Source organism: Celeribacter neptunius (assembly GCF_900113955.1).
GTDB lineage: Bacteria > Pseudomonadota > Alphaproteobacteria > Rhodobacterales > Rhodobacteraceae > Celeribacter > Celeribacter neptunius.
In genome coordinates this window covers 403,594-416,189 of record NZ_FORH01000002.1, presented here as the reverse complement: position 1 = coordinate 416,189, position 12,596 = coordinate 403,594, and the positions used below count along the sequence as shown (strand labels likewise).

At 62.3% G+C, this 12,596-nt stretch carries 9 protein-coding genes and 2 tRNA genes; 3 read left to right on the top strand and 8 right to left on the bottom strand.

The window, feature by feature from the left end; translation table 11 throughout:
- Positions 1–67: 67 nt before the first annotated feature.
- Both hisH and hisB read right to left on the bottom strand, forming a co-directional pair.
- The gene (gene hisH / locus BM151_RS08140) at positions 68–706 is read right to left on the bottom strand and encodes an imidazole glycerol phosphate synthase subunit HisH (protein ID WP_090059860.1); all 639 of its coding nucleotides are present in this window, start codon (positions 704–706) and stop codon (positions 68–70) included.
- Between the two features lie 91 nt (positions 707–797).
- Positions 798–1,385: an imidazoleglycerol-phosphate dehydratase HisB gene (hisB, locus tag BM151_RS08135; RefSeq protein WP_090059858.1), complete on the bottom strand. Its 588-nt coding sequence runs from the start codon at positions 1,383–1,385 to the stop codon at positions 798–800.
- 249 nt (positions 1,386–1,634) lie between these two features.
- Between hisB and BM151_RS08130 the strand changes: the two genes are divergently transcribed.
- Positions 1,635–2,159, top strand: a complete 525-nt coding sequence (locus BM151_RS08130) for a hypothetical protein (RefSeq protein WP_090059856.1) — start codon at positions 1,635–1,637, stop codon at positions 2,157–2,159.
- Between the two features lie 49 nt (positions 2,160–2,208).
- Here BM151_RS08130 and BM151_RS08125 read toward each other — a convergent pair whose 3' ends face one another.
- The 3 genes from BM151_RS08125 to BM151_RS08115 form a co-directional block, all read right to left on the bottom strand.
- Positions 2,209–4,149 carry a hypothetical protein gene (locus BM151_RS08125; protein ID WP_090059854.1) on the bottom strand — a complete coding sequence of 647 codons (1,941 nt, stop codon included), beginning with the start codon at positions 4,147–4,149 and terminating at the stop codon, positions 2,209–2,211.
- Positions 4,150–4,446: 297 nt separating this feature from the next.
- Positions 4,447–4,521 (bottom strand) — tRNA-Gly (locus tag BM151_RS08120).
- 96 nt (positions 4,522–4,617) lie between these two features.
- Positions 4,618–4,692, bottom strand: a tRNA-Gly gene (locus BM151_RS08115).
- A 248-nt stretch (positions 4,693–4,940) separates the two neighbouring features.
- Between BM151_RS08115 and BM151_RS08110 the strand changes: the two genes are divergently transcribed.
- Positions 4,941–6,098, top strand: a complete 1,158-nt coding sequence (locus tag BM151_RS08110; protein ID WP_090059852.1) for an NAD(P)/FAD-dependent oxidoreductase — start codon at positions 4,941–4,943, stop codon at positions 6,096–6,098.
- 91 nt (positions 6,099–6,189) lie between these two features.
- Here BM151_RS08110 and BM151_RS08105 read toward each other — a convergent pair whose 3' ends face one another.
- A complete protein-coding gene (locus tag BM151_RS08105; RefSeq protein ID WP_090059850.1) occupies positions 6,190–6,576 on the bottom strand; it encodes an MAPEG family protein in 387 nt (128 codons plus the stop codon).
- 221 nt (positions 6,577–6,797) lie between these two features.
- The gene (locus BM151_RS08100) at positions 6,798–7,412 is read right to left on the bottom strand and encodes a helix-turn-helix domain-containing protein (RefSeq protein ID WP_090059849.1); all 615 of its coding nucleotides are present in this window, start codon (positions 7,410–7,412) and stop codon (positions 6,798–6,800) included.
- 153 nt (positions 7,413–7,565) lie between these two features.
- On the opposite strand from BM151_RS08100, the gene BM151_RS08095 reads away from it, so the two are divergent.
- Entirely contained in the window at positions 7,566–8,732 is a 1,167-nt protein-coding gene (locus BM151_RS08095) for a benzoate/H(+) symporter BenE family transporter (protein WP_177213077.1), read from the top strand.
- Positions 8,733–9,098: 366 nt separating this feature from the next.
- On the opposite strand, the gene BM151_RS08090 is transcribed toward BM151_RS08095, so the two are convergent.
- Positions 9,099–12,542, bottom strand: coding sequence for a pyruvate carboxylase (locus BM151_RS08090; protein WP_090059845.1), 3,444 nt, complete (start codon positions 12,540–12,542; stop codon positions 9,099–9,101).
- Positions 12,543–12,596: the final 54 nt, after the last annotated feature.

The following is a 12,596-nucleotide window of genomic DNA, read 5'->3' as shown; positions in this document are numbered from 1 at the left end:
TAGCCGTTTGAAGAGATGCAAAAGGGGCCTCGTGGGCCCCTTTGTCCTGTTGCGAATTTTTAAGGGCTTAGGGCGCCCAGCCGAGAAAGTTGGAAATGATCCTGAGACCGGCGCTCTGGCTCTTTTCCGGGTGGAACTGGCAGCCGATCATGTTGTCGCGGGCGACGATGGCGGTGACCTCCTCGCCATAGTCGACATAGGCGAGACGATGCGCCGGCTCTGCGACCTTGAAATGGTAGGAATGTACGAAATAGGCATGATCACCCGTCTGGATGCCGTCGAGCACCGGGTGATTGTTCGAAACGTACAAGTTATTCCAGCCCATATGCGGCACTTTCAGGGCCGGATCGGCGGGGGTGATCTTGACCACCTCGCCGGGAATCCAGTCGAATCCCATGGTTTCTTCATACTCGAGCCCACGCGTCGCCATCATCTGCATGCCGATGCAGATCCCCATGAAGGGACGGCCCTTCCGGGTCACCGCTTCGGAGATTGCGTCGAACAGTCCGGTGTAGTCGAACAGCTGTTTCTTGCAGGCCGGGAAAGCGCCGTCGCCCGGCAACACGATACGATCGGCCTTGGCCACCACGTCGGGTTCCGAAGTCACCACGATGGTGCCGGAGCCGCGCTCGCGCGCCATGCGTTCAAAGGCCTTGTGGGCCGAGTGGAGATTGCCGCTGTCGTAATCGACGAGTGCTGTCAGCATGTCTTTGGTCTTTCATCGACCGGGCAAGTGCCGGTCCGAGGTGGGGCGTTGCGGGGCGTCTGCCCGCAACGTAATTCTTACGCTGAAGTGTTTACAGCGCGCCCTTGGTCGAGGGCAGGCTGTCGGCCATGCGCGGATCGATCTCGACCGCCATGCGCAGGGCACGTGCCACCGATTTGAACGCCGCTTCGGCGATATGGTGGGAATTGATCCCGTGCACCTTATCGACATGCAGCGTGATACCGCCGTGGGTCGAGAGCGCCTGAAAGAACTCGCGCACCAGCTCGGTGTCGAACGTGCCGATCTTGGCGGTCGGAAACTCGACATTCCAGACCAGGAAGGGCCGCGCCGAGAGATCGAGCGCGCATGCCACCTGGGTGTCATCCATGGCCAGGGAAAAATGCCCGTAGCGATAGATGCCCTTCTTGTCGCCCACCGCCTTGACCAGAGCCTGACCCAGTGCGATGCCGGTGTCCTCGACCGTGTGGTGATCGTCGATATGGGTGTCGCCCTCGGCCCGGATCACCATGTCGATCAGCGAATGGCGGGACAGTTGATCGAGCATGTGGTCAAAGAAACCCACGCCCGTCTGGTTGTCATATGTGCCGGTGCCGTCGAGATTGATCTCGACCGTGATCTTGGTCTCCGCCGTGTTGCGGGTGATGCTGGCTTTGCGCATGGCGATCCCTCTTTGGTTCGCGTCGGTTATACGCATGCCGGGCCAGCTTTGCCAATGGGGCTGGGCAGGGTGCCGGCCCCGGCCGCGGATGATTTCTCGCGCGATAGATGTGCGATGGGTGATTGTGTGAGCGGTTGTGCAAAAAATAAGAGGGGCAACGGGTGATTGTTCGAATTGTTAATAGTTCGTTAACACTTTCTTAAGGAATCCTCCTCACCCTCTCGCCATTCCCTGTGAGCGGTGTATCCCATGCGCGTTTTGGTGTGGCACGAAGATATCGAAACCTCGACCAAATGGCAGACCGCTTTCGGCTGCCGGTCGCATTATGTCCGCCGCAGCCGGAGCTCCGACGGGGCGATCCGCAGATTGCGGGAGGAAAGATTCGACGTTCTGATCTTTGATCTGCTCGTCGGCTCGGAAAGCGGTCTTGGCGTGGCGCTGATGGCCGAGTTCCATCAGCCGCATATCGTGACCATGCTGGTCAGCAGCCGCGAGCCGGATATTCACAGCGACATGTTCGCACGGCTTTCGAGCTTGCGCTGTGTGCTTGGGTGTCAGACGCCGGCGGATGATCTCGTGGCCATCGCGGAAGGGTTCGTCGAAAACCCGGGCGAGGATTGCAGACAGGCGAGCGAGATCCTGCCGCAGATCTGTGAGACCTGTCATATCCGCGCGGCCTGTCAGCAAGGCGAACGCTTGCCGCTGTTCCGTCATCGCGAGGCTGTGGTCGCGCCGGAGAAGCTGGCCTCGGTGGCAGGGCGCTCCCATAAATGAGCGCGGGCCAGAAGAGGCGAAATCGAGGGCACAAGATCGGGGCACAAGCTCAGGGGCGCAAGATCAGATAGAGAGCCTCTTTCCCGCTCTCTTCGACATCCCAGCCGACCAGATGCAGATTGCCATTCGGCCCGATGGCCATTCTTTCGAGACCATGATCGCGGCGGACATATTGTGAGCGGACGGCGCCCTCGCGGCTGAGCGTGACCACCGCCGTATAGGGCGTGCCCGTTTCCTCGCGCATCAGCACGGCGAACCCGCCCTGTGGCAGGGCCATCACGTCGCGGACCTCCAGCCCGTCCGAGGCTCGGCTGTCATTGCGGGCAAGGACAAGCCGGGTGCTCGGCGCATCGGGTTTGCCGACATCGAGGAAAACGTCGAAATGTTCGGGCAGGGGCTGGCCGCGCGTGCCGCTGAATTGCCCGGCATAGAGCGAATAGTCGCCGCCGCTATCATATTCGAGCGCCACCGCCTCGAACCGGCCGACATCCTTGCCATCCACTGTGCCGCGCCAACCGGAGAACGTGCCAGCGGGCATGAGATCGGCAAGATCGAGATCGATCGTGTCCATCGTGTCGATGCTGAAATCGCCATCCTTGTAGCCGACAGTGCGAGTGATGAATTTTGCCGCGGGCGGATCGCCCCAGAAGGCGGCATCGCTATAGCCGGCGGAGACGGTCGGGCCATAGCCTTCCGGCAATTCCGCGGTGTTGATGGTCCACCGCCCGGCGCCACCGTTCGACTGGGTCTGTGTGGCATCGCCCACGGCGGACAGGGCGACGATAAAGGGCAGGTCGATCGGCGGGCTGCTGTCCGGGTCCCGATCGAGATATTCCCCCCAGAGCATGCCGAAATTGCCGGCGCGGTCGGCGCTGAGAATGCGGAAATTCTCGAGCCGGAGATCGCCGATCCGGGAGGTCCGGGTGACATCCTCGAGATCGTCGGTGGCGGTATAGATGCGGCTCGAGTCGCGCGCGCCGTTGCTGAAGGCAAAAAGCGTGCTGCGCGAAGCGTCGAACAGGTCGTAGAGCGCGAACCCGTCGCTGACCGGCCCCGAAGAGGAGTATTCGCCCTGGATCGTATGGCTGCTATCGAAGCTGAAGGCATAGCCGTCGCCATAGCGCGCGCCGACGATGAGAACGGAGCCGTCGGGGGCGATGTCGATATCGAAGAACCGCGTGGCGCCATCGCGGCTCATGCGGGTGAGGCTTTCCATTTCGGGAGCGTCCATCCAGGCATAGTCCTGCGGTCGCGGGAAGCTGACCACAGGCAGGGAGCTTGTCGTGCCGCCTGCATTGGTGCCGGAGCCGGACTGGGGCGTGGAGCTGACACTGCCCGAGTCGAAAAACTTGTCGAGAAAGCCGGGGAAGGCCGCCTGAATCACGATGATCGCGACAATCGGCAGGACGTAATAGCCGTAGCTTCCCAGGACGCGACCGAAGGTGATCTTCTTGCGGTCAGGGTTCGGGCGCGCTTTCGAGGTAGCCGAGCTGGACGCGGCGTTTGCGCGCGGCGGCTCGGTCTTGGCGCGCTTGGTCCTCTTGGCGCTTTTGGCGGCAGGGCGACGGGGGCTGGCTTGCGCGGAAGGCGCCGGTTCCGGGTCCCGTTCCGGGTCCCGTTCCGGCTTTTGCCCTGGCTCTCGCTGTGTTTCCTGCTGCGGCTCTCTTCGCACTTCCTGTTCCCGGGGCCGGGGCGTCTCCGTGCGCGTTCCCGTGTCGGTTTCGGGCGTGGCGCTCCCGGCTTCGGCAGGCTCGAAAGTCTCGATCACCAGGATCATCTGCCGTCGGTCGAGGATGGCATCCTTGGGCGGGGCCTGAATCACCCGTCCGGTCTCACCGGCCTTGATCCCGATCCGCTTGCCCTGCGCGGTCTCGGCGATCAGGACCCGATCCTCGGCCTTGACCTCCTGTCCCGTGGTGATCAGGCAGTCCTTGATCCGGATGGGGTAGAGCGCCGCCGATTTCGGCGACATGATGGTTTTGAAAGCCATGAAAGAATCCGCGCGTTTTGTCCGGTCGCAGTTTTCGGTCTCTGTGCCGTAACGTCAAGTCTCAAGCCCTTGAGAGCGCTTGGAAATCGCTTTTTGGGTTAAGCGGGGTGCAATGCACGTCCGAGGAAGGCGCATCCGAGGGCGGCGGGTGGGCATGCGTCGAGATGCGAAACGGCGTGGTGTCCAGAGGGGGCAAGGCGACGCGGTCTGCGCGGCTGTCAGAGTCGTCGAAAGCCCGGTGCCGCCCGGTCTTTGTTGTCGAAAGGTCTCTTTCGAAAAGCCTCTGTGGAGAGAAATTGGAGCGGGCGAGGCGATTCGAACGCCCGACCCTAACCTTGGCAAGGTTATGCTCTACCCCTGAGCTACGCCCGCTCGCGTCCAGCCTGTCCGTCGGCTCGGTTACGTGACCGGGGGTACGGTCATGAGGTATGTTACCCGATCCTCTTTGCCCGAAGGCTGGGAGGAAATTGGAGCGGGCGAGGCGATTCGAACGCCCGACCCTAACCTTGGCAAGGTTATGCTCTACCCCTGAGCTACGCCCGCTTCCTTGGGTGAGGCGTGAGATATGAAATCATCGGCGGGGCTGCAAGGGAAAAATGCGATCCGGCCCGGATTTTTTCTCAGGCCATGCGGGATCGCCTGAAAAACAACGGTCAACCTGTCGCAGTGAAATTACCTATTTCTGAAATATATCTTTGATGTGGATTAAGGACGGCGCGGGCGCGAGGCGCTTTGATCCGATCCCGAGATCCCTCGTTTTCACGCCCTATCGGCGTCAAAGGAAAAGTCCCATGAGCCAGAGCTCCACTCATATCATGATCCTCGGCAGCGGTTTCGGTGCACTCACCGCCGTGCGCGAGATCCGCAAAGCCAGGATGAACGCCAAGATCACCGTGATCTCGCCGAACAATCATCTGACCTATCTGCCCAGCCTGATCTGGATGCCCGCGGGGATTCGAACGGCCGCCGACATCGATGTCGACCTGTCGAAATTCTTCGCCCGCGAACAGGTCACCTGGCACGAGGGCCGGGTGGTCAATGTCCGCGACGAAGGCCGGGTGGTTGATGTCGAGGGAGAGAGTGGCACGGAGGCGCTGAGCAACGATGTGCTGATCATCGCCACCGGCGGGCGCTATCTCAAGAAACTGCCGGGGCTCGCCGAACATGCGATCATTCCTTGCGAAGGGGCCGCCAAAGGCCAGCTGATCCACGATCGCATCCGGGACATGGAGGGCGGCACGATTGCCCTGGGCTTCGGCACCAACCCGAAAGAGACGCAGGCGGTGCGCGGCGGGCCGATGTTCGAGTTCCTCTTCGGCATCGACACGCTGCTCCGACAGCAGGGGCGGCGTGACAAATTCAAACTGGTGTTCTTCAACGGGGCCGAGCGTCCCGGTCAGCGGCTCGGGCCGAAAGCGGTGGACGGGCTGTTGAAAGAGATGCGCAAGCGCGACGTGTCCATCCACATCGGCGCCAAACCGATCCGCATCGAAGCCGACAAGGTGGTGACCGAGCGCGAGGAAATCCCCGCCGATCTGGTGCTCTTCATGTCCGGGCTCACAGGGCCTTTGTGGCTCGACAACACCGAGCTGCCGCGCAGCCCGGGCGGGTTCATCCAGGCGGATGCGCAATGCCGCGTGGTCGGCTGGCCCAAGACCTATGTCGTGGGCGATACCGGCTCCTATCCCGGCCCCGACTGGCTCGCCAAACAGGCGCATCAGGCGGATCTTCAGGCCGAGGCGGCGGTGGCCAATATCCGCGACGAGCTTGCAGGCAAGGCGCCCAGCCATGAGTTCAAGGCCGAGCTGGTGTGCATCGTCGATTCGGTGAACAAGGGCATCCTCGTGTTCCGCAACCACAGGATCTCGCTGACCCTGCCGAATTGCCGGCTGTTCCACTGGATGAAACGGGCTTTCGAGCGGCATTACCTGCGTGAATACCGGCGTTGAGGGCGGCGCCGGGACAGGGGGGGACGAAAAGGGGCGCCTGCAAGCGCCCCTTTTTGTCATCTTCGGATTTGAGACTTGTCGGGTCAGCGTCTCAGAAGATCGCCATGCCGATATTGCCGAGGGAGAGTACGAGGAGCAGGCCGAAGGTCGACAGGATGCCGTATTTGCGGCCCCATTCCTTGTCGCTGCCCTGCATGCCGTAGGCATGCAACCCGCGCGAGATCAGCAAGGTGAGCCCCATCACATGGGTGAGCAGGGCGGGGGCGCCCTGGGCCTCGAACGCGGCGATCAGGATCAGGGTGATGGGCGCATATTCGGCGAAATTGCCATGGGCGCGGATGCGGCGGTTGAGCGTGTCATCGCCACCATCGCCCAGGCCCTGGCCGATATTGAGGCGCTGTTTGATCACGTAGATCGAGAGATAGAGATACATCAGGCCGGCCAGCCCGGCGTAGAAGGCAGTCAATGTCAGGGTCATGGGATATGCGTCTTTGTTGTTGGCGTCTTGTTGGCATCGTGTCGGTCTTGCGCCGGCCCGGGGTCAGATCGGGTAAGTGCGGAGGGTGCAAGATCCCCAAGATCTAATCATAACGTATTCAGATATAAGTGTTTGATCCCCCGCGCGGATGCACAGGTGCTGCGCGTCAGGCCCGATGCGACCGGTTGCCGCGCCTGTCCTGGCTGTGCTCCGGGGAATGCTCAGCCCCGCTGCGGGTAGTGGATGGTATTGTGGAACCGGGCCGGGATGCGGCCCGGGTTGCGGTAGCTGTGCGGCTGGTCGGCCCTGAAACGCAGCGCGTCGCCGCTGTGATATCGGCTCCATTCGCCGTCGAGCTCGATCTCCACCACGCCTTCGGTGACGAAAATATCCTCGACCACGCCCGCGTCATGCGGATGCGACACATGGGTCTGTCCCGGTTTCAGGTGGATCAGGAAGGTTTCCGAGCCAAAGGCCGGATCGAAGGCGAAGAGCGTGTCAAAACTGATGCTCTCGCCGAAATTCACAGGTCGGGCAGGGCGTGTCGGTGCGCCGGTCGAGGTGGCGGGAGGTTGGGTCGGCTCCGTCAGCCCCTCGATGAAGGCCGAGAGTGGCAGGTGAAAGCCTTTCGCCAGTTTCCACAGGGTGATCAGCGTCGGGGAGGATTCGCCACGTTCGATCTGTCCCAGCATGGCCTTGCTCACCCCAGTCAGCTCGGCGGCCTGTGCGAGGCTCAGCCCGGCCTTGCCGCGGATCGCCTTGAGCGGGATCGTGGGCGTCGCGCCGCCCTCACCGGAGCTGTCATTGGGGCCGTCTCTGCCATCGGTGTTGACCATGAGGAGATCCTGTTCAGCATGTCGAAAATCGGGCTTGTGCGTTATAACGTCCATGCGCTATAGCGGCTTTGAGCGTTATAACGCACGTATGCGCCGGGGTTCAAACCCAAACCTGCGCCCAATGCGTCGCAGTTCTTTATTTATGGGGATCGCATCATGTCCGGACTGAAACTTTCGCATCTCGTCTCCGGCAGCATCGCTGTGCTTCTGGGCTATACCAGCAGCGTTGCGATCATCTTTCAGGCCATCGACGTGCTGGGCGTGCCGCAGGCCGTGGCCAACAGCTGGATGCTGGCGCTGGGGCTTGGCATGGGGCTGTCGACCCTCATTCTGACACTGCGCTTCAAAATGCCGATCCTGACGGCCTGGTCGACGCCGGGCGCGGCGCTTCTGGTGCTGAGCCTCGACGGCGTCTCGGCCCCCGAGGCGATCGGGGCGTTTCTGGTCTGTGGCGCGCTTTTGACGCTCACCGGGGTGACCGGCTGGTTCGAACGCATCGCCCATCTGATCCCCGACGCCATTGGCAACGCCATGTTGGCGGGCATCCTGTTCCGCTTCGGGCTGGGGGTGTTTTCCTCGATGGAGGAGAACCTGCCGCTCGTGGCGCTGATGTGTGCCACCTATCTTGCCGGGCGGCGGTTCTTCGCGCGGTTTGCGATCCCGTCGGTGCTCGCGGTCGGCATCCTCTATTGTGCTGCGACTGGCGCCTTCGCCACGGGCGCGCCGTTCACCTTCGAACTGGCCAGGCCGGTCTTCACCATGCCCGAATTCACCCTGTCGGCGCTCATCGGCATCGCGCTGCCGCTCTATATCGTCACCATGTCCTCGCAGAACATGCCCGGGGTGGTGACGCTCAAATCCGCAGGTTATCAGCCGCCGGTCTCGAGCGCGATCACGGTGACCGGGCTGACCACGCTGATCCTCGCGCCTTTCGGCGGCTATGCCTTCAACCTCGCGGCGATCACTGCGGCGATCTGTGCCGGGCCGGAAGCCGATGAGAACCCGGCGACGCGTTGGAAGGCGGCCGCCGTCACCGGCGTGCTCTATTGTGTCACCGGGCTTCTGGGCGCGGCGGTGATCGCGCTGTTCCTGATCGCGCCCAAGGCGCTCGTCGTGACCATCGCCGGTCTGGCGCTGTTGAACACCATCGCCGGGGGGCTGAGCGCGGCGCTCCACGATCCGAAGGACCGCGATGCCGCGCTCGTCACCTTCATGACCACCGTGTCAGGGCTGAGCTTCATGAGCATCGGCGCCCCGGTCTGGGCGCTCTTGTTCGGCGGGCTGACGTCTCTGGTGCTCACGCCACGGAAGACGGGGTAAGGACGACAGTCCGGAATGAGCCCTTACCAGACATTTGAACGTCGTGCCTCCCGTGAGGAATCAAGGCCGCAGGCCGCCGCACATCGCTGACGCGTCCCGCGCGGCGGCGATTTTGTCAGGACAGCACAATGTGTTGAACTTTTTCGAATTTTGCTGAGATAAAGTGAGAGGCACGCGGGGTAGGCTCGCCACCGCCCGCGTCATCGACGTGCGGCTTGCGCCGAATACTCAAACGTCCGCTCCATCCCGCAATACTGACAAAGAAACGACACTGACAAAGAAACGACCGGCTCAACCGATATGGCTGCCAATAAAAAGCCCCGCCTGAGCGGGGCTTTCGTGTTTTCCAGTCCGGTCACCGGTCGGTTACTCGAACTCGACCAGCAGGTCCTTGGCGTCGATTTGGGCGCCCGGGGCGATATGCACCGCCTTGACCGTGCCGTCCTGATCCGAGGTGATCGAGGTCTCCATCTTCATCGCTTCGATGGTCAGGAGCACATCGCCCTTTTTCACCGCCTGACCGGCTGCGACCACCACGGTGGCGACCACGCCGGGCATTGGTGCGCCGATGTGTTTCGGGTTGCCGGCATCCGCCTTGACGTTGGCGACGACGGAGGAGGCGGCCGAGCGGTCTTTGATGCGCACGGTGCGCGGCTGACCATTAAGCTCGAAGAACAGCTTCACCTCACCCGCCTCGTTCGGTTCGGAAATCGCCTGACAGCGGATCTCCAGCGTCACACCGGGATCGATCGTGGCGGAGAGCTCCTCGCCCTCCTGCATGCCGTAGAAAAAGTTCTTGGTCGGCAGCGTCCGCACCGGGCCGTATTGCTCGTGCCGCTCCATGTAATCGGAGAAGACCTTCGGATACATCAGGTAGCCGTTGAGATCCTCGTCATCGATCATGTCGCAATCGAACTTGGCACAGAGCTCGGCGCGGGTCGCCTCGAGATCGACCGGCTCGAGATGTTTGCCCGGGCGTTCCAGATTGGGTTTCTCCTTGCCCAGCACTTTCTTGACGATCGTGTCGGGGAAACCGCCCGGCGGCTGGCCGAGGTTGCCGCGCATCATGTCGATCACCGAATCCGGGAAGCTGACATCGACCTTCGGATCTTCGACCTCGGCACGGCTGAGGCCTTGCGACACCATCATCAGCGCCATGTCGCCGACCACCTTGGAGGAAGGCGTCACCTTGACGATATCGCCGAACATCATGTTCACATCGGCATAGGCCTGGGCCACCTCGTGCCAGCGCTCTTCGAGCCCGAGCGAGCGCGCCTGTGCCTTCAGGTTGGTGAATTGACCACCCGGCATCTCATGCAGATAGACTTCGGAGGCCGGGGCCTGCAGGCTCGATTCAAAGGCGGCATATTGCGCCCGCACCGCTTCCCAGTAATTCGACATCTCGCGGATTGCGCTCACGTCGAGCCCGGTATTGCGGTCGTTGAACCTGAGTGCCTCGACGATGGAGCCCAGCGTCGGCTGAGAGGTGTTGCCCGAAAGCGCATCCATCGCCGCATCCACCGCGTCGACCCCGGCCTCGGCCGCGGCCAGAACGGTCGCGATCGCCGCGCCCGAGGTGTCATGGGTGTGGAAATGGATCGGCAACCCGACCTCTTCTTTGAGCGCCTTGACCAGCATGCCGGCCTGCGTCGGTTTCAACAGGCCCGCCATGTCCTTGAGGCCAAGGACATGGGCGCCGGCGGCCTCGAGCTCTTTCGCCATTTTGACGTAATAGTCGAGCGTGTATTTCGGACGCGTCGGGTCCAGGAGATCGCCGGTGTAGCAGATCGTGCCTTCGCAGACCTTGCCGCTCTCGATCACCGCATCCATGGCGACGCGCATGTTCTCGACCCAGTTGAGACTGTCGAAGACGCGGAACACGTCGACGCCGGTTTCGGCCGCCTGTTTCACGAAGCTCTGGACCACATTGTCCGGATAATTGGTGTAGCCGACGCCGTTCGAGGCGCGCAGCAGCATTTGCGTCATGATGTTGGGCATGCGCTCGCGAATGTCGCGCAGGCGCTGCCAGGGGCATTCCTGCAGGAAGCGATACGCCACATCGAAAGTGGCGCCGCCCCAGCATTCGACCGAGAACAGGCCGGGCAGGTTATGCGCGTAAGAGGCCGCGGCATTGACCATGTCGATGGAGCGCATCCGGGTCGCCAGAAGCGACTGGTGCCCGTCGCGCATCGTCGTGTCGGTGATCAGGAGTTTTTCCTGGTCGAGCATCCAGTCGGCCACCGCCTTGGCGCCTTGCTCTTCCAGGAGCTGACGCGTGCCCATGGCAGGGGTCTCCCCGCGCAGTTTCGGCGCAATCGCCCGGGGCGCATCCGCCTTGGGCTTGGCGCGTCCGATGGTCTCCGGATGGCCGTTTACCGAGATGTCGCCGAGATAGGTCAGAAGCTTGGTCGCCCGGTCGCGGCGCGGTTTGAAATCAAACAGTTCCGGCGTCGTGTCGATGAATTTCGTGGTGTATTCATTGGACAGGAAGGTCGGGTGTTTCAGCAGGTTCTCGACGAAGGCAATATTGGTCTGAACCCCGCGGATACGGAATTCGCGAAGCGCCCGGTCCATGCGTTTGATCGCCGCCTCGGGCGTGCGCGCCCAGGCGGTCACTTTCGTGAGCAGCGAGTCATAGTAGCGTGTGATCACCGCGCCGGAATAGGCCGTGCCGCCGTCGAGGCGGATGCCCATGCCGGTCGCCGAACGATAGGTGGTGATCCGGCCATAATCCGGGATGAAGTTGTTCGACGGGTCTTCGGTGGTGACGCGGGTCTGCAGCGCATGGCCGTCGAGCTTCACATCATATTGCGAGGCCACACCGGTGGCTTCGACCAGCGCCTTGCCCTCGGCAATCAGGATCTGGGCGCGCACAATGTCGATGCCGGTGACTTCCTCGGTCACCGTGTGCTCGACCTGCACCCGCGGGTTCACCTCGATGAAGTAGAATTTGCCGGTCTCCATATCCATCAGGAATTCGACCGTGCCGGCGCATTCGTAATTCACGAATTCACAGATCCGCTTGCCCAGGGAACACAGCTCCTCGCGCTGGGCCGAGGACAGGAAGGGGGCAGGGGCGCGTTCGACCACTTTCTGGTTGCGGCGCTGTACCGAACAGTCGCGCTCGTAGAGGTGGTAGATATTGCCATGGCTGTCGCCGAGGATCTGCACCTCGACGTGACGCGCCTTGGTGATCATCTTCTCAAGATAGCCCTCGCCATTGCCAAAGGCGGCCTCGGCTTCGCGCCGGCCTTCCTTGACCTTTTCCTCGAGCTCCTCGGCATTCATGATCGGACGCATGCCGCGCCCGCCGCCGCCCCAGGAGGCTTTCAGCATCAGCGGGAAGCCGATTTCGGCGGCTTCCTTGCGGATCGCGTCGAAATCGTCGCCCAGAACCTCGGTCGCGGGAATGACCGGCACGCCGGCCTCGATCGCCACCTTGCGGGCCGAGGCCTTGTCGCCCAATTGCCGCATGGTCTTGGCCTTCGGGCCGATAAAGGTGATACCGGCTGCGGTGCAGGCGTCGACGAAGTCAGGGTTCTCGGACAACAGCCCGTAGCCCGGATGGATCGCATCGGCGCCCGACAGTTTCGCGACCCGGATGATCTCCTCGATCGACAGATAGGCGGCCACCGGGCCCATGCCTTCGCCGATCTTATAGGCCTCATCCGCTTTGAAACGGTGCAAAGAGAGCTTATCCTCTTCGGCATAGATCGCGACGGTCCGTTTCCCCAGTTCGTTCGCCGCGCGCATGACGCGGATCGCGATCTCCCCCCGGTTGGCGATCAGGACTTTCTTGAAGTCGGCCATGGCACAAGTTCCCCTTACCTTGCTGCTTTTTTCATCAGGTTAGGGATTTCTGCG